We start from the raw sequence: 20798 nt of genomic DNA on the forward strand, positions 1-20798 counted from the left end.
CCACCAAAGACGTAGGTCGGATTAGGCCAGCAGGGCCGTAATCCGACAACATTGTTGGCGCAGGCGGTGGTGTTGTCGGATTACGCGCTTGCGCGCTAATCCGACCTACGTTGCGCCACGCCGGCCACTCGCGATCATGCAAAGCCGCTTTCGAGCGGCTTTTTTATTGCCGCCAGCCCGAAAGCGCTATATAATCTGCGGTTGCATTATTTTAACCCTGGCAAGTGATCGGCAATCGGGTCAAGAAGCAAGACGACCGACGAAGTGCTGTTTGGCTACCAAACTAGAGAGAAGACCATGAAAGTCGATACCCATCCAGAATACCGCGAAGTTGTTTTCCACGATCTGTCGTGCGATTTCAAATTCGTTACCCGCTCGACCATCCAAACCCGCGAAAAAATCACCCATGACGGTAAAGAATACCCACTGGTGAAGATCGAGGTTTCGGCTGAATCGCACCCATTCTTCACGGGCAAGCACAAAATCGTCGATACCGCTGGTCGCGTCGAGAAGTTCCGTCAGAAGTTCGGTTCGGTTGGTTCGAAAACCGCAGTCGCAGCAGGCTAATTTTTGCCGCATTGCGGCAAAAAAGGGCAGCTTCGGCTCCCAGAGAAAAGGCAGCCACGGCTGCCTTTTTTGTCTTTGGCCGCTTTACTTTATACTCGCGCATACCCGACGCCATTCGTCGCGTCTTGCCACTATTCTGATACCGATTATCGATGAAGCCAGTCCGCCTTCCCGCCGCCGCCACACTCGCGCTGCCACGATGGGCCTTGTTTGCGCTCGGCCTGCTGTACATCCTGCCTGGCCTGATCGGCCGCGAACCGTGGAAGAACGATGACGCCGCCAGTTTCGGCATCATGTGGACCATGGCGCATGGCGGCCTGAACGACTGGCTGTGGCCCAATATCGCCGGCCTGTCGCTGCCCGACGAGGGCCCGCTGGCCTTCTGGCTGGGCGCCATCTTCATCAAGCTGTTCGGCTGGATCGACGGCGACGTCTTCGGCGCGCGCATGTCGACCATCGGCATCTTCGTCGTCAGCACACTGTCCGTCTGGTATACCGCCTTCAACCTGGGCCGCCGCAACGACGCCCAGCCGCTGCGCCTGGCCTTCGGCGGCCAGCCCGAACCGGACGACTTCGGTCGCACCCTGGCCGATGCCGCCGTGCTCATCTATCTGGGCTGCCTGGGCCTGCTGCAGCACAGCCACGACATCACGGCCGAAGCGCTGTACGTGTCCCTGATGGCCTATCTGCTGTACCGCGCCGTGCGCTACGTGGAAGGCCCGTCCGTGCGCAATGCAGCGTTGCTGGGCCTGGCGCTGGGCGGTTTGACCCTCGCGCGCGGCTGGATCACCCCGGCGGCGCTGAGCATCGCCTTGCTGCTGTGCACCGTCTTCCTGCGCCTGCCGCTGCTGCGCAGCGTGCGCCACCTGGCGCTGGCCATCGTGATCGGCATCGCGCTGACCCTCGTCTGGCTGCTGCCGGGCGAATGGCTGCGTCCGTACGGCCACTCGCCGCTGCAGGCATGGATGGAGTGGAATTGCCGCCAGTTCAGCGCCCCGAGCCTGAAAAGCCTGCAATACTTCTTGCGTGTCGGCATCTGGTTCTTCTGGCCCGCCTGGCCGTTCGCTGCCTGGGCCGTGTACGCCTGGCGCCGTCAGCACCACGTGCTGCACATCGTCGTGCCGCTGACCTTTGTCGCCATGCTGGCCATCCTGGGCCTATGCCATCCCGATCCCGACCCGAGCCAGCTGCTGCCCCTGCTGCCGCCGCTGGCAGTGATGGCCGCGTTCGGCTTGCTGACCATGAAACGAGGCGCCATCAACGCCATCGACTGGTTCTCCGTGATGGTGCTGACCATCTGCGCCCTCGCGCTGTGGCTGTTCTGGTTTGCCATCCTGACGGGCTGGCCGCCGAAACTGTCGCATAACGCCCTGAAACTGATGCCCGGCTTCAAGCCCGAGCTGGACTTGCTCGCTTTCTTCGTGGCCGCCTGCGCCAGCGCTGGCTGGGTGGCGCTGGTGCACTGGCGCATCTCGCGCCAGCCGGCCGTGCTGTGGCGCGCCGTGGTGCTGTCATCCGGCGGCCTGATCCTGATCTGGGTGCTGATCATGACCTTGTTCCTGCCGCCGCTGAACTACAGCAAGAGCTACGCCAGCGTGGCGCACCAGATTTCAGTCCACCTGCCGCCAGGCAGCAAGTGCATCAACAGCAACGTCGGCGCCGCCCAGCGCGCCTCGTTCGCCTATTTCGGCCACCTGCCGTTTGCCAGCGTGGGGCAGCAGCAATGCGATGTGTTCTTGTTGCAAGACAGCATCAAGGTTCCAGACAGCAAGGAACAACTGCCCGAGCACCACGGCGCGGACTGGATCAAACTGTGGGAAGGACGCCGCCCCACGGATGACGTGGAGCGTTTCCGCCTGTATCAGCGCGTCAAATAAGTACAAAAAAACCGGGCCAGCCCCGGTTTTTTTATGTCCGCCAGACAATTGCGACCCACAGGAAAAGTGTTGCCTTAAAATATAGTTAATTACCTAAATTGAACTAACATTGCTTTTTATATTATAATAGCGGACTGCGCGATGGCGGTGTCTTGCTTTCCCGCCCTATTCGTCCCCCAATTTACTATGAGATTGTCCATGAAATTATTTGCTACCCGCACCTTGCCGCTGATCAGCGCCGCCCTGTTCGCTTTCTCCTTCAGCGCTTCGGCCCAGGCCACCGTGGTTGACCTCGGCGTCGCCAATGGCTACTCGGCCTTCATCTTCGGCAACATCGGCAGCAGCGGCGCCAGCGGCTTTACCAGCGTCGGCGGCAGCATCGCCGCTGGCGGCAATATCTACCTCGACAACTACAACGTCGGCACGAACAAAAAACCAGGTAACGCCGTCAATTCGGTCGTTGCTGGCGGTAACCTGAACACGGGCTGGGGCACGCTCGGCGGTTCGGCCGTGTACGGCGTCAGCAACCCTAACGCCACCTTGACGGCGCCACAATGGTTCCCAACAAACAACATCAGCAAAGGCAACGCTTCCACCCTGGACTTCGCGGGCGCCAAGCAGCAATTGACGACCCTGTCGGGCGACGTGGCCAAGCTGCAATCGAACGGTACCGTCATCTCGCAGTACGGCAACATGACCCTGGTGGGCAATGTCAACGCCGACGTGAATATTTTCAACATCGATGCGTCGAACCTGCATAACCTGACCCTGGACCTGTCCTCGCTGAAAAGCACGGCCAGCATCATCATCAACGGCACGGCCAGCAACATCACCATGAGCGGCGGCTTCGACAATTTCGCCAGCTTCGCCAACCGCACGCTGTTCAACTTCGCCAACGCCACCACCACCAACCTGCAGAACGTCGGCATCAACGGCAGCATCCTGGCGCCGAACAGCGCGTTCTCGGGTTCGGGCGACATGAACGGCACCCTGATCGCCAATTCGGTCAGCTCGATCAATTATGGCCACGTCGCGATGAACGGCGCCGGCTTCAACACGGTCAACGTGTCGGCCGTGCCGGAACCAGGCACCTACGCCATGCTGCTGGCCGGCCTGGGCTTGCTGGCGTTCATGCGCCGCCGCACGCCAGCGCGCGCACCGCAAGCCGCGATGGCCTGAGCTTTACGCTGAATCCATAAAAAAACACCGGGCCGCGCGAGCGTCCCGGTGTTTTTTTATGGGCTGGCGAAAATCTTACTCCGTGCTCAAACCTAGATCCGTCGCCACCTGCTTGCGCAATACATATTTCTGGATCTTGCCCGTCACCGTCATGGGGAATTCCTCGACGAAACGCACGTAGCGGGGAATCTTGTAGTAGGCGATCTGCCCGTCGCAAAAGGCGCGGATATCGTCGCTGGTGGCCTGCGTGCCTGGACGCAGAATGATGCAGGCGCACAGCTCTTCGCCATACTTGGCGTCCGGCACGCCCACGCATTGCACGTCGAGCACGCTCGGGTGGCGATACAGGAATTCCTCCACTTCGCGCGGGTAAATGTTTTCACCGCCGCGTATCACCATGTCCTTCGAGCGGCCGACGATGCTGCAAAAGCCGTTGTCATCGATCACGGCCAAGTCGCCCGTGTGCATCCAGCGCGCCGCGTCGATGGCTTCGCTGGTTTTTTCAGGGTCGCCCCAGTAGCCCTGCATCACGGAATAGCCACGCGTGAGCAACTCACCCTTCTCGCCGCGCGGCACGATGCGCCCTTCCGCATCGATGATTTTCACTTCCAGGTGCGGGTGGACCCTGCCGATGGACGACACGCGCATTTCGCGCGGGTCCTCGATCGATGTCTGGAAACTGACGGGCGACGTTTCCGTCATGCCATAGGCAATCGTGATTTCCGCCATGTGCATCAGCTCGATGACCCGCGTCATGACTTCCATCGGGCAGGGCGAGCCGGCCATGATGCCGGTGCGCAAATTCGACAGATCGTATTGCTTGAAGTCGGGATGGTCGAGGATGGCGATGAACATGGTCGGCACGCCATGCAGCCCCGTGCAGCGCTCGGCCTGCACGGTTTCCAGCACGGCTTTCGGATCAAACCCTTCGCCGGGAAACACCATCGCCGCGCCATGCGTGACGCAAGCCAGGTTGCCCAGCACCATGCCGAAGCAGTGGTACAGGGGCACGGGAATGCATAGGCGGTCCCGTTCGGTGAGGCGCATGGCTACACCGATGAAAAAGCCGTTGTTCAGGATATTGTGGTGCGTCAAGGTGGCGCCTTTCGGCGCGCCCGTGGTGCCGGACGTGAACTGAATGTTGACGGCGTCGTCAAACTGCAAGCCAGCGCTCACTTCTTCCAAGTGCGCCAGGTCGGCATCCATGATGCCGTCCATCAGGGTGTCAAAGTTGTGCATGCCCGGCGTGGCGGCCGTGCCCAGACGGATGACGTGGCGCAATTGCGGCAGGCGCGGCGATTGCAGGGCGCCGACGCGCGAACGGGCGATTTCCGGCACCACGTCCTGCACGATGGCCAGGTAGTCGCTGGACTTGAAGCTGGGCGACAGGATCAGCGCGCTGCACTGCACCTTGTCGAGCACGTATTCGAGTTCCGAGCGCCGGTATGCCGGATTGATGTTGACCATGATCAAGCCAGCTTTCGCCGTGGCAAACTGCGTCAGCACCCATTCGGCGCAGTTCTGCGACCAGATGCCGACCCGGTCGCCCGGCTGCAAGCCCAGTTTCAGCAAGCCGGCGGCCAGGCGGTGCACGCGCTGCTGGAACTCCAGATACGTCCAGCGCACGTTCTGGTGCGCCACGATCAGGGCGTCGTGCTGGCCGTAGCGGGCGGCAATGCCGTCCAGGTAGGCGCCGATGGTGTCGCCGATCAACGGCGTCTCGTGGGCGCCATGTACATAACTCATTGCTTGCATGCTGTCTCCGGGGTGGGTGGCGCGGCGCGCTCTTGTTATCGTCTTCGATGCAGAAAATTATAGCCGCAACCGCCCCCGCCCTGCGTCAGCTTGCTGTAATGTGCAGGCCAGCACATCCGACACTCACGGCACCATGACAGGCAACACCCAGCACACGCCCGAACAGGGCTTCATCCTGACCCGCCACTGGCGCGACACGAGCGCCGGCACGGAAGTCGATTTCTGGCTGGCAACGGATGCCGGGCCCCGCCACGTGCGCCTGCCCGTGCAGACGGCCGTCGCCTTCATTCCCATGGAGCAGCAGGAGCAGGCACAACAGCTGCTGCGCGGCGAGCGCCATGCGGAACTGCGTCCCCTGTCGCTGTGCGATTTCCACCACCGCCCCGTGCTGGGCCTGTACTGCAAGCAATACCGGCATTTGCTGAAGCTGGAAAAGCAGCTGCGCGCGCACGGCGTCGACGTGTACGAAGCCGACATCCGCCCGCCCGAGCGCTACCTGATGGAGCGTTTCATCACGGCGCCGGTAACGTTCAGCGGAGAAACGGAAGTGCAGCTGAAACCTGCGCCTGGCTACCGCCCCACATTAAAACTGGTATCGCTCGATATCGAGACGACGGCCCATGGCGAACTGTATTCGCTGGCCCTGGAAGGCTGCGGCCAGCGCCAGGTCTACATGCTGGGGCCGCCAAACGGCGGCGACGAGACACTCGATTTCGACCTGGAATACTGCGATAGCCGCGCACAGATCCTCGAGCGCCTGAACACGTGGATGGAGCGCCACGATCCGGACGCCATCATCGGCTGGAACCTGGTGCAGTTCGACTTGCGCGTGCTGCGCCAGCACGCCGAGCGCTACCAGATACCGTTGAAACTGGGACGCGGCGGCGCCGTGATGGAATGGCGCGAGCATGGCGGCAAGCAGGAACACTATTTTGCGGCCGCGGCGGGACGCCTGATCATCGACGGCATCGAAGCATTGAAGTCCGCGACGTGGAATTTTCCCTCGTTCAGTCTGGAAAACGTGGCGCAGACGCTGTTGGGCGAAGGCAAGTCCATCGACAATCCCTACCAGCGCATGGCCGAGATCGACCGGCGCTTCCGCGAAGACAAGCCGGCGCTGGCCCGCTACAACCTCAAGGATTGCGAGCTGGTCACGCGCATCTTCGCCAAGACCGAGCTGCTGACGTTCCTGCTGGAGCGGGCCAGCGTGACGGGTCTGGCGGCCGACCGCAGTGGCGGCTCCGTGGCCGCCTTCGAGCACCTGTACCTGCCGCTGATGCACCGGCAAGGCTACGTGGCGCCCAACCTGGGCGATGTCTCGGGCGAAAACAGCCCCGGCGGCTTCGTCATGGATTCGCAGTCGGGCCTGTACGACTCGGTGCTGGTGCTCGACTACAAAAGCCTGTACCCATCCATCATCCGCACCTTTCTGATCGATCCCGTGGGGCTGGTGGTGGGCACGCGTGGCGACGAGGCGGAAACCGTGCCCGGCTACCGGGGCGCGCAATTTTCGCGTGTGAAACATTGCCTGCCCGCTATCGTGGAGCAGGTGTGGCGAGGCCGCGAGGCAGCCAAGCGCGAGCGCAACGCCCCGCTGTCACAAGCGTTAAAGATCATCATGAACGCGTTCTATGGCGTGCTGGGATCGAGCGGCTGCCGCTTTTTCGATCCGCGCCTGGCGTCGTCGATTACCCTGCGGGGCCACGACATCATGCACCGCACGCGCGAGCTGATCACCGAGCACGGTTATCAAGTGATCTATGGCGACACGGATTCCACGTTCGTGTGGCTGAAAACGGCGCATACGGACGAAGCGGCAGGCAAGATAGGCCGCGCCCTGGTGGCGCACGTGAATGCCTGGTGGAACACCTATCTGCGCGACGAGTTTGGCCTCGAGAATGCGCTGGAGCTGGAATTCGAGACGCATTACCGGCGTTTCCTGATGCCCACCATCCGCGGCTCGGAAGAAGGCAGCAAGAAGCGCTACGCGGGCCTCGTCGGCAAACCCGACGGCAGCGAGGACATGGTCTACAAGGGCCTGGAAACCGTGCGCAGCGACTGGACGCCGCTGGCGCAGCAATTCCAGCAGGATTTGTACCGGCGCATCTTCCAGCGCGCCGCCTACCAGGATTATGTGCGCGACTACGTGGCGCGCACCGTGCGCGGCGAATTCGACGCTTTATTGGTCTACCGCAAGCGATTGCGCCGCCCGCTCGACGATTACCAGCGCAACGTGCCGCCCCACGTGCGCGCGGCGCGCACGGCCGACGCCTACAACAAGTCGCAGGGCCGGCCGCTGCAATACCAGAACGGCGGCTGGATCAGCTATGTCATCACGGTGGCGGGGCCGGAACCGCTGGAAACGCAGCGCTCGCCCATCGACTACCACCACTACCTGACGCGCCAGCTGCAGCCGGTGGCCGACGCCATCCTGCCCTTCCTGGGCGATGATTTTTCGCGGCTTGTGTCGGGCCAGCAGGATTTGTTCTAGATCAAATCTGCTTACCTGCGCGGCCAAGCTGAGGTAATATCGGCGCCTTCCGGGCTTATCTGACCCTGTCCGCGGGCGCTGTGCGCCGTGGCAGCGTAAAATACGCCATGGCGAAAGAATAAGAGCTGCATGCAGAAGAAGATGCCATTCCAGACGAGAATCGTTCGCAACAGGATTTTCCTCGCTGAAATGGCGCATAATTTACAACTATGTTGAACCAGCGGGCAGTCGCATCAGCCATCTGCCCTGCTAATTTTAGAATGAATTGACACCATGACCGAGATCACGTCCTTAAGAGACATCCCGCAAAAAAATATCTTCCGCAAGGGCGACACCTTTGTGCTGTTCGGCGAGCTGTTCGGCCGCGGCTATGTAAATGGCTTGCTGGACGAAGCGCGCAAGGCGGGCATGAATATCGTCGGCATGACGGTCGGCCGCCGCGATGAAAACATGGCGCTGCGTCCGCTGAACGCGGAAGAGCTGGCCGAAGCCGAAGCCAACCTGGGCGGGCGCATCATCAATGTGCCGCTGATGGCCGGTTTTGACCTCGACGCGCCAGCCGGCGAACCGACGCCGACGGCCCTGCTGGCCGACATGACCCTGAAGAGCTGGCAGGAAGACAAGCTGGACTGGGCGCAGATCGAACGCTGCCGCGAAGCCGGCATCGCCCGTTTCAGCGCTTCCGTGGCAAAAGCCATGGCCGAGCTGGACAGCTTGATTCCTGACGGCAGCAATGTGTATTTCGCCCACACCATGGCTGGCGGCATTCCAAAGGTCAAGGTTTTCCTGGCGATCGCCAACCGCATCTACAAAGGCCGCGGCGAGCGCTTCATGTCCTCGCGCGCCCTGCTCGACAGCGACCTGGGCAAGCTGATCCTGATGAACTTCGACGAAGTCACGGCCAACACCCTGCAGCACCTGATCGACGGCAGCGCCGCCATCCGCGCCCGCATCGAGCAAACGGGCGGCCAGGTACGCTACAGCGCCTACGGCTACCACGGCACCGAGATCCTGATCGACGGCAAGTACCAGTGGCAAACCTACAGCAACTACACGCAAGGCCTGGCGAAGATGCGCCTGGAAAACGTGGCCAAGGCCGCGTGGGACAAAGGCATCAAGGCCACCGTCTTCAACTGCCCGGAAATCCGCACGAACTCGTCCGACATTTTCGTCGGCGTGGAACTGTCCCTGTTCCCGCTGCTCGACGCGCTGAAAAAAGAAGGCGGCGCGGCCTGGGCAGAAGAGCAGTGGAAAACCTGCCAGGGCTTGCTGGAAGACGGCGTTTCTCTGCAAGACTTGCTCGACCGTATCGCCGCCTACAATGGCGACGCCACCAGCGTGCAGTTCCGCAACTTCGCCGCCTGGCCGATGGACAACACCCCGGAGCTGGCCGAAGTCATGATCGGCACCTCGGACGACATCACCAAGCTGCACAAGGACCGCAAGGAACTGATCACCGACCACCTGAGCTCGCTGGTACTGGAAGGCACGGGCCCGCTGATGTTCCACACCATGTCGGAACCGCCAGCACCGGTCGTCTGGCTCAACCACGACATCATCGCGCGCCAGCTGAACTCGGCTCACAACTGAGCTTGATGTAGCAGCACAGCACCGACGGCCCGGCTCATCCCCGGGCCGTCGGCGTTTCCATCGCCCCGTTATGCCCGTACGATGGACACGCCGCCGTCGGCCAGCAGCGCCGTACCAGTGGTGAAACTCGATGCATCGGACGCCAGGTACAGCGCCGAGCGGGCGATCTCGTCCGGCATGGCCAGGCGTTTCAATGCGTGCAGTCCCGCCACGAAGGCCAGCGCTTCGGGCGTACTGGCCACTTGCCGCCCCAACGGTGTATCGGTACCGCCCGGCAACAAGGCATTCACGCGGATGCCTGCCGCGCCATACTCGGCCGCCAGGGCCTTCGTCAAGCCGATCACGCCCGCCTTGCTGGCCGCATACGCGGCCATGCCAGGCATGCCCAAGGTATGGCCGACAAACGTGGACGTGAAAATCAGCGAGCCGCCGCCGCGCGCCGCCATGGCTGGCAGCTGGTATTTGGCCGCCAGGAAGGCGCTCGTGAGATTGGTATCGACCGTCGCCCGCCAGTCTTCCAGGGCAACGTCCTGCGTGGGCCCCATGGGCCCTAGGGTGCCCGCATTATTAAAAGCGATATCGAGGCCGCCAAAGCGCTGCAGCGCCAGCGCCACGGCCCCTTGCGCGCACGCGGCGTCGCCCACATCGCCCACGCAAGCCACGGCTTGCGCGCCCCCGTCCGCCAGCTGCGCCACCAGCGCATCGAGCTCCTTCCGCCGCCGCGCCACCAGTACCAGCCGCGCGCCATGGCGGGCAAACAGCCGCGCCGCCGCATGGCCGATGCCCGAGCTGGCGCCCGTGATGATGGCGACCTTGTTTTCCAGTTGCTTCATGGGATATCCCTCCAGGTGAATGAAGGGATACGATAGGACGGCAGGCCAGGCGCGGCACTCCGCTTCTTGCGCTGGAATCGGCGCGCTCAAGGACTCTCGATGCTTCTGCAAACGCACGCCAAGCATAAAACTTGCCAGATTGTGACAAATCAGTGATAATGCGTCTCGCGTTGCCGGGATGGCGGAATAGGTAGACGCACGGGACTCAAAATCCCGCGCTGGAAACAGCGTGCCGGTTCGATTCCGGCTCCCGGCACCACAGAACACTTTAGTAGCACCTGATCAAACCCGCCCATCGCCAGATGCTGCGGGTTTTTTATTGGCTCAGCCTGTCGTTTGACAGGTCGCATAAATTGACGGTATGTGCCCGCTCTTCTTGCTAAAGTACGGAGAAATTCCGTGCAACGACGGTAGGTGGCGATAGCGCATCACTATCCTCGACGAGGTGCTTAGTGAGCACATCGACCTCATCGAATACCAACGGCACATGCAGTCATCGTTCCCTAAGGGGGCCTGCAACCGCACTGTGCCCCTCCCAGCCAGAAAGCAAATAATACAGCGCTGGGAAATTATTTGGATGATATCCAGAATGGAGTTCCGGGGAAGGCGAAAAACTTGCCTCAATCAAATTCCCGATGAAAGGAACCAAAGGGACAGGAAATAACCTCCGGAACAGTTATTTTTCACTAGAAGTGACGTACACATCACTCTGATTCTGTCGCTAGTTACTGCTTTGCTGAATCACGGCTTCATTGAATGTACCTCCCCGAAGATCACATTGCGCCTTTAGCCAGAATGATGAACTTCCGCGAGTATCAAATAAGCCGGTCATCGTTACAATCTCTGAATCGCTGAAACTACCTGATGCTTGATTCCAGTTGCGAAGCGTGCCAGAGGACGTGTTTCCCGGTGGAGAAATTTTTCTTTGAACATCGACCCGGCATTGCTCAAGTAACTCCGCCTTCTTGAGAGGCCTTGCCAGCTCAACTTGACTAATAACACACTGGCGAGTTCTTTGGATCTCGTCCACGACATCCTTGCGCCCAGTGTCAGACTTCAAATCCGTTTGCTTTAACAGAATACCGATCTGCGTATCCACGGCTTCAGATACCTCGCTACCAAATGAAACGGAACCTTTTTTGTTTGCGAAATCCACGGCAGCCTTATACACGTCGGCAGACTTGGTATCAATACCAAGACCACAAAGCTTCAACGCTCTGTTTATCGGATCATCCGAAGAAACACGCTGCCCAGCACAGCCACCGAGAATCGTTCCGAAAAGAAGCAAGGCAAGTATTTTACGCATAGTCATCCCTTGAAAAAATGAATTTAATATTTCCTTGAGGAATAACGAGTTTCCGTATGGATTGGTTGACATGATTGCCAGATAGCAAGAAAAACCAGGCTTTCGGTTTCCATGCAATGCCGTGTGCATACGCATGAACGTGACGGTTCTGCTACTGCGTAAATTTCTTTACTCTTATGAGCTTCGTGACTGCCTATGTCGTTGATCACAATGAACCTCCCGAACCTCGATCCGCTCGTGTTGAAAGCACACTAAATAAGCCGGCGCCGTCCCCGCAAATCAACGTTCCTCGCGATAGTAATCACAGCCCTCGAACGTGGTGCGCAGCGCCTGCTGCAGCTGGGCGTAGCGCTCCGGCGTCAAATTGAAACGCACGTCGATCTGGCCGTCGTCATCCATCTGCATGGCCGCCTCGGCATCCATCTGCACGGACAAACGGTTCGGATGCAAAATCACGGCGTGCATGTGGCCATACCAGGCGAACTCCTGGCCACAGTATTCGATGTAGGGCTCGTCCATGCCCATGGCCACGTCCTGCTCGTCATACTCGTCGGCGCGCTGCAGCATCAGGTAGACGGGCTCGCCTTTGCCGGCTGGCGCGGCCAGGGTAGTGATCAGGGCGTCGTCTTCATTAATGACGGATAACTCGGTGGCGGTAAATCCTGCGGACATGGCGTGCTTTCAACAAATAAATGGATGACGCCACCATAGCGCAAAAGCGCTCCGGACAACATAGCGCGCGGCGAATAAAGCGTGCCGCCTATAATGGTCATTCCATCCATATTGCACAGGAGACCGTCTTGACCGCAGCATCGCCCTACACCACCCGCCTGGCCATTCCCGCCATCGCCACCTACCAGCACCTGCGCGTTGCCGCCGGCATGAGCGCGAAAGGCACGGCAGCGGCGGCCAAGGGCTTGCCGAACTCGCTGTTTGCCGTGCAAATCCTGCATGGCGACGAGGTGGTGGGCATGGGCCGCGTCATCGGCGATGGCGGCTGCTTCTTCCAGGTCACCGATATCGCCGTGCTGCCGGCCCACCAGGGCAAGGGCCTGGGCAAGCGCATCATGGGCGAGATCATGCAATTCATCGAAACGGACGTGCCGGAAAGCGCGTACGTCAGCCTGATCGCCGATGGCCAGGCGCAAGAACTGTATGCGCAATTCGGTTTCAAGCACACGGCGCCCGCCTCCGTCGGCATGGCGCTGACACGCTAGTGCCGGCCTGGCTGCTATGCAGCATGGCGCTGGCGCTGCTGTTGAGCGCCACCGCCTGGCGCACCGAGCCCGTGCTGCAGCGGCGCGGACGCACGACCCGCTGGCTGTGGCTGGCGGCCATCGCCGCATCCGTCATCGTGCCCCTGGCATGGCTGCCCGGCGTGCTGGCGGCCATGCCGGCGGAACAGGCGCAGCTGAAGCTGGGCTGGTTTGTCTTGTCGATGGGCATGCTGTTGATATTGGCGCTGCGCAGCGCCTGGCTGCTGTCGCACCAGCGCCGCTGGCAAAAGAGCACCTTGCTGGGCACGCCGGTATTTTTGAGCGGCGGTATCGGCCCCTGCGTGGCGGGGCTGCTGCGGCCCCGCATCGTGATGCCCGTCTGGCTGCAATTGATTCCACCCCAGCAACAGGAGCTGCTGCTGGCGCACGAACAATGCCGGCTGGCCGCGCGCGATCCGCTGCTGCTGGCCGTGGCGTACGCCTTGATCGTGCTCATGCCGTGGAACCTGCCTCTGTGGTGGCAACTGCACCGGCTGCGCTTTACCATCGAGGTCGATTGCGATGCGCGCATGCTGGCGCATGGCCACGCGCTACGCGCCTACGCCTTCGTGCTGCGCCGCCATGGCCAGTATTATTCGGGCTTGACTGGCGCCTCGCCCATCGTGCTGAGCGACCCGCTGGCACTGCGGCGCCGGCGGCAGATCATGGGCAGATTTACCCGAGGCCAGGCGACGAACTTGCTATAGTAGCGGCAACGCCGCGCGGCGCGTCCGCGAGCCCGGCTCCCCCCTTCGAAATCAGAGAGATACCATGCTTTACCTGCTTGCCATCGTGATCGTCATCGCCCTGCTGTACTACGTCTTCAGCGGCCGCACGCCCGTCAAACCGCTGCACAAGCCGCTCGTCTCGGTGCGCCAGTACGTGCCCGCGATTCCTCCCGGCGCACCCGCGCACCACTGGAGCGATGAGGGACGCTTTGCGTCGGAAGTGGAAAACGAAGCGATGTACCAGCCCGCCATCGCCAAGCTGGCCGGCGAGCACGGTCCCGGCAATGCGGAAGAAAAATGCCTGGCCCTGCTCGTCTGCGACGACGCCAATCCGTTCCAGGACAAGGCCATGGCCGTCTTCATCGATGGCCTGCTGGTCGGCTACCTGTCGCACAACGACGCCCTGCGCCTGCGCCGCAACCTGGGCCGCATGGACCTGGTGGGCCAGCTGACCTCGTGCGACGCCGTCATCCGCGGCGGCGGTCTGTGGAACGGCAAGCGCCTGTCGTATGCCGTGTGGCTCGATCTGCAGCCCTACAACTAAGCTATCGCGCGCGCCAGCCTGACGGCGCGCGTGGCGATAAAGCTGGGCAGGTATTTTTCAATTTCAAAGCGCGGCTGGGGATGCATTTCCTCGTGGTAGCCTGCCAGCACGAAACCCGCCGCCAGCTGGCCGCCGATCTGGCTGTCCAGGCCGTGGCCGAAGATCAGCGCCTCGCCCCTGTCCATGCGCGCCGCCAACGCATCGGCTGGCATATCCTCCACATCCGAATACGGCAGCACAAAACGGGGACGTATCAAGCCCTGCTTTGCCCATTGCGGATCGCGGTCGCCGATGAACACGGCCGGATTGAAGAAACTGCTCAGCAGCACGCCGCCGTCAGCCAGCACGCGTGCGCATTCGCGCCATACGGGAGCGATGTCGGGCACGTATTGGTTCGATACAGGATGGACGATGAGGTCGAAACTGGCGTCGGCAAAGCGGCGCAGGTCGCGCATGTCACCCTGCACGGTGGCCAGGTGCAAGCCGTCGCGTTCAGCCACCATGCGGTCTTTCGACAGTTGCTGCTCAGACAAATCGAAGACGGTCACATGTGCGCCGGCGGCGGCCAGCACGGGCGCCTGCTGCCCGCCGGCACCGGCCAGGCACAGGATACGCTTGCCTTGCACATCGCCCAGCCAACCGGCCGGCAAGGGGCCGGGCGTCAAATGGATTTGCCACTGCCCGGCGCGCGCTGCGGCGATGGTGGCGCGGTCGACAGGTTGCGACCATGGGCTATTCTGTACAGCCTGGGCATCCCAGGCTTGCTGATTATGCCGCAAGAGGTTGTCACTTAAAGGCATCGTCATCCTTTCAGAAAAACAGGACGCGAATGTAGCATGACACCCGGCAAGGCGTCGCACCTTGCAAAAAAACCACACAATTCTTGATAGCAACTTCCTCGCCAGCATCGCCATTCCACGGGCACGACAAGTCCGCGTCCCACTTGTCCCGCTCGGGAATCGCTTGCACGACAGGGAAAATAATTACAATTAAGATATTTGTTTCCTGAAATATGGTAAGGTAATTCGCATCGATCACCCGCAGTGGCGGCAAGCGCCCATGCCAGCGCCCAACGCGCCACCTGTTTGCCTACGATGATACCTGCCAGCGTCCAGCACCTGTTCCACCTTCCCGCCGACCCGGCCCAGCTGCACCACGGCCAGCATGCGCCAGGCCTGGTGCTGCTGTCGCTCGTGATCGCCATTTTCACGTCGTGGATGGCTTTCCAGATGACGGGATACAGCCGCGCGCAGGCGAGCATCAGCCGCCGTTTGCACTTGCTGTGCCTGCTGGCCGGCAGCCTGGCGCTGGGCTGCGGTGTGTGGGCCATGCATTTCATCGGCATGCTGGCCTTCGAGCTGGGCACCAGCGTCGCCTACGATCCGGGCCTGACCCTGCTCTCCATCGTGCCCAGCGTGGCGGCCTCGTTCGTGGCCCTGGCCAACATCAGCCGGCGCGCCGTCACGGCGCCGCTGCTGCTGCGCAGCGGCTTGCTGGTGGGCCTGGGCATTGGCGCCATGCATTACACGGGCATGCAGGCCATGCGTGTAGGTCTGTCGCTGCGCTACGATCCGCTGCTGTTCGCGCTGTCGCTCGTCGTTGCCGTGGCACTGGCCACCCTGGCCTTGTGGATACGTTTCGGATTGCGCGGCTGGAGCAGCCGCGTGCCCTCGTCGCAGCGCACGCTGATCAGCGCCTGCGTCATGGGTTGCGCGATCACCGGGATGCATTACATGGGCATGCAAGCGGCCCGCTTCGTGGGGACGATTTCGCCCGGCAATGATGCCGATGCCAACCGGCCGATACTGGTGATCAGCGTGACCCTGCTGACCATCGCCCTGACCATCCTGGTTGCCTCGGCCGTGGGCGTCTTGCGCTACCGCGAGCTGTTTCGCCACCTGAACCAGAGCGAACACTGGACGCGTTCCCTGCTGACGAGCACGGTCGACGGCGTCATCACCATCGACCGGCACGGCGGCATCATCGACTTCAACGGCGCCGCCGAGCGCATTCTGGGCTGGCTGTCGGAGGAAATTGTCGGCCGCCATATCAGCGTGCTGGTCAGCGATGTGCGCCAGTCGGAACGGCACGGCCTGCTGCACTACCTGCGCATGGGCGAAGGCGAGGTGTCCCACACCAGCGAGGAAATCGTCTACCTGCGCAAGGATGGCGCCCCCGTGGCCGTGCAACGTTCGATGGCCAGCGCGCGCCTGGCCGACCAGGATTTGTATGTGCTGTTCATTACCGACATCAGCGAACGGCGCGCCATGCTGGCCGCCCTGCGCGAAAGCGAGCAACAGTTGCGCTCGCTGATCGGCAATATTCCCGGCATCGCCTTTCGCTGCACCACGGCGGAAAACCAGCCCATGCTGTTCATCAGCGATGGCGTGGAAGCCGTCACCGGCTATCCGCCCGCCGACTTTCTCGGCGCCACGCCGCGCCGCAGCATCACGGGCCTGATCGCCAGCGAAGAGCGCGCCTACGTCGTCGACGTCTTCAACCGCAGCGTGGCCAGCGGCGAGCCCTACCTGCTGGAATACCGGCTGCTGCATGCCGACGGCACGGCCCGCTGGCTGTGGGAGCGTGGCACCGTCGTGCACGATGCGGCAGGCGCCGTGCGCTGGGTCGACGGCGTCATCCTCGATATCAGCGAACGGCGGCAGATGGAGGAGGACTTGCGGATGGCCAAGGAAAAAGCGGAGCTGGCGGCCGCCACGCGGGCCAGCTTCGTCGCCAACATGAGCCATGAAATCCGCACGCCGATGAATTCCATCCTCGGTTTCACGGATGTGCTGCTCGACTCGCCGCTGGCGCCGGAGCAGCGGCGCCACCTCAATACCGTGCGCCAGTCCGGCCGCTCGCTGTTGCGCCTGCTCAACGAAGTGCTCGATACGGCCAAGCTGGACAAGGGCGCAGTGGCGCTGGAAATGCGCGACTACAGCCTGCTGGCGCTGGTCGATGAACTGGCGTCCACGTATGGCGTCCATGCGCGCAACAAGGGTTTGCGCATGGAGGTGCAGTACGACCCGCAACTGCCGGCCGTGCTGCATGGCGACGAATTGCGCATGCGGCAAGTGCTGGGCAACCTGCTCGACAACGCCATCAAGTTCACGCCCAGCGGCGGCGTCAGCCTGACGGCGCGCCTCGACGACGGCCAGCTGCACCTGCTGGTGCGGGACAGCGGTATCGGCATCTCCGCGGAACGGCGCGACGCCATTTTTGATCCCTTCGTGCAAGCGGATGCTTCGACCACGCGGCGCTTTGGCGGCACGGGCCTGGGCACCACCATCAGCAGGCAGCTGGTGACCCTGATGCAGGGGCGCATCTGGGCCGACGCCAGCGTTCCGCACGGCAGCGTGTTCCACGTCATGTTGCCTTTGTTGCCGGCACGCCAGGCGGCGCTGCCCGCCAGCGAACGCCGCAGCGTGCGCCTGCCGCTCCTGCGCGTGCTGGCCGCCGACGACGTGCCGCAAAACCTGGAACTGCTGAGCCTGCTGCTGGGCAAGCGCGGCCACACGGTGGTCACGGCAGGCGATGGCGCGCAAGCCTTGCAGCTGGCCCAGCAGGATGATTTCGACATTCTGCTGCTGGACTTGCAAATGCCGCGCATGGATGGCCTGGCCGCCACGCAAGCCATCCGCGCCGCCGCCCTGCGCGATGGCCGCCCGCGCGTGCCCGTGATTGCCATGACGGCCAGCGTGCTCGATGCGCACCGCAAGGCGGCGCGGGCGGCCGACATGGACGGGTTCGCCACCAAGCCCGTCGAATGGCAGGCGCTGTCGCAGGAAATCGCCCGCGTGCTGGGCCTGGCGGCGGACCCGGCCGATGACAGCCGCGCGCCCGCTGGCGCAAGAGTGCTGCACCATGCGGGCGCCCTGCAGCGCTGGGCCGGCAACGACAGCGCCTACCACGCAGCGCTGGCCCGTTTCGGCCACGAGCATCCCCGCTTGCCGCCTGCCCTGCTGGCCGCCATCGAGGCGCGCGATCACCTGACGCTCTTGCCGCAGAGCCACAAACTGCGCGGCGTGGCGGCCAACCTGGGCCTGGAACAACTGGCCGCCAGCCTGGCGGCGCTGGAGCAATGCTGCGCCAGCCCCGGCCCCGCCACGGCACAGCAACTCGACGAAACACTGGGCGACCTGCTGACGCAATGGCCGGCGGCGCTGGCCGCCATCGCCCGGCTGGTGCCGCCTGCCTTGCCAGCGGCAACGGCGGCTGCCATCGACGCGCCCGCCGCCCGGCAAGCGGCCAGTTCCCTGCTGCACGCCCTGCGGCGCGGCGAACTCGATGACGCGGCGCAAGCACAGTTACAGCACGCCATGGGCGCGCAAGCGGACGCGCTGGCGCCGCTGCTGCACGCCATCGACGACTTTGATTTCGCCCTGGCGCAGTCGCTCCTGCACGACCTGCTGCCCACCTTCGCACCGGAGTCCCCATGAATGCACGCGCCAAGCCCGTGATTCTCGTCGTCGACGATGAAGCGGCCAATTTGCAATTGCTGCGCCAGATCTTGCAGAACGACTATGCGCTGCTGTTCGCCAAGGATGGCGCGCGGGCCCTGGAACTGGCGCGGCAGGAACGCCCGGCCCTGATCCTGCTCGACGTGATGATGCCGGGCATGAGCGGCCACGACACCTGCCGCCAGCTGAAAGCGGCGCCGCTGACGGCCGCCATTCCCGTCATCTTCGTCACGGCCCTGAACGACATGCGCGACGAACTGAGCGGTTTTGAAGCGGGTGCCGTCGATTACATCACCAAGCCGCTCAGCCCCGCCATCGTGCGTGCCCGCGTGCGCACGCACTTGTCGCTGGTGCGCATCGACGAACTGAAGGAAACGCGGCTGCAGATCGTCCAGCGCCTGGGCCTGGCAGCCGAATACAAGGACAATGAAACGGGCTTGCACGTGATCCGCATGAGCCATTACGCGCGCCTGCTGGGCGTGGCCGCCGGCATGGACGAGGCCGCCGCGGACGACCTGCTGCTCGCGGCGCCCATGCACGACGTGGGCAAGATCGGCATCCCCGACCGCATCCTGCAAAAGCCGGGCAAGCTCGACGCGGACGAATGGGCCGTCATGCAGACGCATGCGCGCATCGGCGCCGACATCATCGGCGAACATGCCGAGGGCGGCATGCTGGCGCTGGCCCGCGAAATCGCCCTGGCGCACCATGAAAAATGGGATGGCAGCGGCTACCCGAACGGCTTGGCGGGCGAGACGATCCCGCTGGCGGGACGCATCGTCGCCGTGGCCGACGTCTTCGACGCGCTGACCTCGGTGCGCCCGTACAAGCGCGCATGGTCGGTGATCGATGCCGTGGGCTATTTGCAAGAACAAAAAGGCAGCCATTTCGATGCGCGGCTGGTCGAGCTGTTTGTCGAGGAACTACCCGCCATCGACGCCATCCGGCTGCGCTGGGCAGAGCAAGAGGAACACCACGCGCAGGCATGAAGAGTGAACTCCCGCCACGGCCAGCGTTGTTGCGTCACACAAGGAAGTGCCGGACAGATGGCGCCGGCGCCGTTGCAGACCACTGGAAGGGCAAGGAGTTCGATGCCATTATCGCCGGCAGGGAGCGAAGCATTTTGATGCACATCAAATAGAGCGGCATTTCTGGCAAACGCGCTTGTACATGACCAGGGCCTGTGCTTTTTTGACCCACATCAACCGGTGCTGATGGCGCACTGAGGTATAGCGCGCCATGTCTATTTGTTAAATAGCTATAATTGCCTGATTACTTACTTTAAGGCAATGTACATGAAGCAACAACTTGTCAATTGGGGCAGCACCCTGGCGCCGTTCGGCAGCGACCTGCTGTGGACCGCCCTGCCGTGGATGCTGCTGTATGGCGTGGTCGGCTTTGTGCTGGCGCTCGGCATCTGCTACCAGCTGGCCAGAAAATGCCTGCTGGTGCGCCGTCCGCCCGCCTGGCATGTTGCAGCCAAGCTCAGCTATGTGTTGATCCTGGTCGCGCTGCCGCTCCTCGGTGGCGGGTTTGGCGCCGTACACAGCGTGCACCGCGTCGTCAATCAGGCCCTCGAGCGCGACCTGCAGCCGGTGGTCGAAGCGCAGATGCCGGCGCTGCGCGTCTACCTGGAACAGCAGGTCAAGCTGATCGCCCCGGGCCAGGCTATCAGCATGCGCAGCCTGATCGAGCCCTTCGTGCAAGACATGTATTACCGGCCGACATCAGGCAGTTACTGGGAACGCAGCAAGGCGCGCTGGATCAATGAATTCATCCTGCGCCGCGGCAGCGTGCTGCTGACGCAAGTACTGCAGGAACAGCTGATCGCCAAGGCCGAGGTGCTGGGCGAAGCGCTCAAGGGCGCCGGCTTCCGTGGCCAGGCGACGGGCGAACTGGCCAGTCTGGGCACCGACCTGGCAGTGCGCCTGACCACCGAAGTGGCGCGCCAGGCCGACTTCAGCAAACTCGACAAATCAGTGCCGATGATTTTCATCGACGCCATCAAACGCCAGGCCGGCGCGTATTTCAATTCGCTCAAGATCACGCTGGGCCTGCTCGCGCTGGCGGCGCTGCTGCTGGTGTGGGGCGAGATCTTGCTGTACCGCCACTATTACCTGCGCCGCCATCCGGCCGCCACGGCCCTGCCCGTGCCACCCACGTAAAAAAGCCGCCCCTCCTTGCGGACGGGGCGGCTTTTCATGCGCAGCTA

The 20798-nt window shown here is 62.6% G+C and carries 15 protein-coding genes, 1 tRNA gene and 2 pseudogenes; 13 read left to right on the forward strand and 5 right to left on the reverse strand.

The genetic code is table 11. The features are described from left to right. Nucleotides 1–297: 297 nt before the first annotated feature. The 4 genes and pseudogenes from GYK42_RS03785 to GYK42_RS29720 form a co-directional block, all read left to right on the forward strand. Nucleotides 298–567, forward strand: coding sequence for a type B 50S ribosomal protein L31 (locus GYK42_RS03785; protein ID WP_034746247.1), 270 nt, complete (start codon nt 298–300; stop codon nt 565–567). Between the two features lie 152 nt (nt 568–719). After that, nucleotides 720–2444, forward strand: a complete 1725-nt coding sequence (locus tag GYK42_RS03790; RefSeq protein WP_166446403.1) for an ArnT family glycosyltransferase — start codon at nt 720–722, stop codon at nt 2442–2444. Nucleotides 2445–2642: 198 nt separating this feature from the next. Then, nucleotides 2643–3452: pseudogene (locus GYK42_RS03795) on the forward strand (choice-of-anchor A family protein); the annotation flags it as partial. Nucleotides 3453–3503: 51 nt separating this feature from the next. Then, a pseudogene (locus tag GYK42_RS29720) lies at nt 3504–3623 on the forward strand (PEP-CTERM sorting domain-containing protein); the annotation flags it as partial. A gap of 75 nt (nt 3624–3698) precedes the next feature. Here the strand turns inward: GYK42_RS29720 and GYK42_RS03800 are convergent. Beyond that, nucleotides 3699–5378: an AMP-binding protein gene (locus GYK42_RS03800; protein ID WP_166446404.1), complete on the reverse strand. Its 1680-nt coding sequence runs from the start codon at nt 5376–5378 to the stop codon at nt 3699–3701. A gap of 133 nt (nt 5379–5511) precedes the next feature. On the opposite strand from GYK42_RS03800, the gene GYK42_RS03805 reads away from it, so the two are divergent. Then, a complete protein-coding gene (locus GYK42_RS03805) occupies nt 5512–7869 on the forward strand; it encodes a DNA polymerase II (protein ID WP_166446405.1) in 2358 nt (785 codons plus the stop codon). Nucleotides 7870–8142: 273 nt separating this feature from the next. Continuing rightward, the gene (locus GYK42_RS03810) at nt 8143–9459 is read left to right on the forward strand and encodes an enoyl ACP reductase FabMG family protein (RefSeq protein WP_166446406.1); all 1317 of its coding nucleotides are present in this window, start codon (nt 8143–8145) and stop codon (nt 9457–9459) included. 68 nt (nt 9460–9527) lie between these two features. Here GYK42_RS03810 and GYK42_RS03815 read toward each other — a convergent pair whose 3' ends face one another. Continuing rightward, a complete protein-coding gene (locus GYK42_RS03815; RefSeq protein ID WP_166446407.1) occupies nt 9528–10292 on the reverse strand; it encodes an SDR family oxidoreductase in 765 nt (254 codons plus the stop codon). Between the two features lie 172 nt (nt 10293–10464). Between GYK42_RS03815 and GYK42_RS03820 the strand changes: the two genes are divergently transcribed. After that, a tRNA-Leu gene (locus GYK42_RS03820) sits at nt 10465–10551 on the forward strand. Between the two features lie 462 nt (nt 10552–11013). Here the strand turns inward: GYK42_RS03820 and GYK42_RS03825 are convergent. Then, nucleotides 11014–11670, reverse strand: a complete 657-nt coding sequence (locus GYK42_RS03825) for a hypothetical protein (RefSeq protein WP_166446408.1) — start codon at nt 11668–11670, stop codon at nt 11014–11016. A gap of 207 nt (nt 11671–11877) precedes the next feature. Next, the gene (locus GYK42_RS03830; RefSeq protein ID WP_052140012.1) at nt 11878–12270 is read right to left on the reverse strand and encodes an Imm10 family immunity protein; all 393 of its coding nucleotides are present in this window, start codon (nt 12268–12270) and stop codon (nt 11878–11880) included. 128 nt (nt 12271–12398) lie between these two features. Between GYK42_RS03830 and GYK42_RS29045 the strand changes: the two genes are divergently transcribed. The 3 genes from GYK42_RS29045 (at nt 12399) to GYK42_RS03845 (ending at nt 14126) form a co-directional block, all read left to right on the forward strand. Further along, nucleotides 12399–12815 (forward strand): GNAT family N-acetyltransferase, encoded by a 417-nt coding sequence (locus GYK42_RS29045; RefSeq protein WP_240943431.1) that lies wholly within the window; start codon nt 12399–12401, stop codon nt 12813–12815. Then, nucleotides 12815–13561, forward strand: coding sequence for a M56 family metallopeptidase (locus tag GYK42_RS29180; RefSeq protein ID WP_166446409.1), 747 nt, complete (start codon nt 12815–12817; stop codon nt 13559–13561). The genes GYK42_RS29045 and GYK42_RS29180 overlap by 1 nt, the downstream gene beginning before the upstream one ends. Nucleotides 13562–13625: 64 nt before the next feature. Continuing rightward, nucleotides 13626–14126 carry a hypothetical protein gene (locus GYK42_RS03845; protein WP_166446410.1) on the forward strand — a complete coding sequence of 167 codons (501 nt, stop codon included), beginning with the start codon at nt 13626–13628 and terminating at the stop codon, nt 14124–14126. Here GYK42_RS03845 and GYK42_RS03850 read toward each other — a convergent pair. Next, nucleotides 14123–14932, reverse strand: coding sequence for a class I SAM-dependent methyltransferase (locus GYK42_RS03850; protein ID WP_431190148.1), 810 nt, complete (start codon nt 14930–14932; stop codon nt 14123–14125). The two genes, GYK42_RS03845 and GYK42_RS03850, sit on opposite strands and share 4 nt — an antisense overlap. A gap of 288 nt (nt 14933–15220) precedes the next feature. Between GYK42_RS03850 and GYK42_RS03855 the strand changes: the two genes are divergently transcribed. The 3 genes from GYK42_RS03855 to GYK42_RS03865 all read left to right on the forward strand — a co-directional run bounded on the left by GYK42_RS03855 (nt 15221) and on the right by GYK42_RS03865 (nt 20751). Further along, nucleotides 15221–18565 (forward strand): MHYT domain-containing protein, encoded by a 3345-nt coding sequence (locus GYK42_RS03855; RefSeq protein WP_166446615.1) that lies wholly within the window; start codon nt 15221–15223, stop codon nt 18563–18565. Continuing rightward, nucleotides 18562–19575, forward strand: coding sequence for a response regulator (locus GYK42_RS03860; protein ID WP_166446412.1), 1014 nt, complete (start codon nt 18562–18564; stop codon nt 19573–19575). Before GYK42_RS03855 ends, GYK42_RS03860 begins: the two co-directional genes overlap by 4 nt. A 306-nt stretch (nt 19576–19881) precedes the next feature. Then, entirely contained in the window at nt 19882–20751 is an 870-nt protein-coding gene (locus GYK42_RS03865) for a hypothetical protein (RefSeq protein ID WP_166446413.1), read from the forward strand. Nucleotides 20752–20798: the final 47 nt, after the last annotated feature.

This window comes from Janthinobacterium lividum (assembly GCF_011601275.1).
GTDB classification, from domain to species: domain Bacteria; phylum Pseudomonadota; class Gammaproteobacteria; order Burkholderiales; family Burkholderiaceae_D; genus Janthinobacterium; species Janthinobacterium lividum_E.

Coding starts and splice junctions, on each gene's coding strand:
- GYK42_RS03785 (WP_034746247.1), top strand. CDS start 298: ATGAAAGTCGATACCCATCCAGAATACCGCGAAGTTGTTTTCCACGAT.
- GYK42_RS03790 (WP_166446403.1), top strand. CDS start 720: ATGAAGCCAGTCCGCCTTCCCGCCGCCGCCACACTCGCGCTGCCACGA.
- GYK42_RS03800 (WP_166446404.1), bottom strand. CDS start 5,378: ATGCAAGCAATGAGTTATGTACATGGCGCCCACGAGACGCCGTTGATC.
- GYK42_RS03805 (WP_166446405.1), top strand. CDS start 5,512: ATGACAGGCAACACCCAGCACACGCCCGAACAGGGCTTCATCCTGACC.
- GYK42_RS03810 (WP_166446406.1), top strand. CDS start 8,143: ATGACCGAGATCACGTCCTTAAGAGACATCCCGCAAAAAAATATCTTC.
- GYK42_RS03815 (WP_166446407.1), bottom strand. CDS start 10,292: ATGAAGCAACTGGAAAACAAGGTCGCCATCATCACGGGCGCCAGCTCG.
- GYK42_RS03825 (WP_166446408.1), bottom strand. CDS start 11,670: ATGTCAACCAATCCATACGGAAACTCGTTATTCCTCAAGGAAATATTA.
- GYK42_RS03830 (WP_052140012.1), bottom strand. CDS start 12,270: ATGTCCGCAGGATTTACCGCCACCGAGTTATCCGTCATTAATGAAGAC.
- GYK42_RS03845 (WP_166446410.1), top strand. CDS start 13,626: ATGCTTTACCTGCTTGCCATCGTGATCGTCATCGCCCTGCTGTACTAC.
- GYK42_RS03850 (WP_431190148.1), bottom strand. CDS start 14,932: ATGACGATGCCTTTAAGTGACAACCTCTTGCGGCATAATCAGCAAGCC.
- GYK42_RS03855 (WP_166446615.1), top strand. CDS start 15,221: ATGATACCTGCCAGCGTCCAGCACCTGTTCCACCTTCCCGCCGACCCG.
- GYK42_RS03860 (WP_166446412.1), top strand. CDS start 18,562: ATGAATGCACGCGCCAAGCCCGTGATTCTCGTCGTCGACGATGAAGCG.
- GYK42_RS03865 (WP_166446413.1), top strand. CDS start 19,882: ATGAAGCAACAACTTGTCAATTGGGGCAGCACCCTGGCGCCGTTCGGC.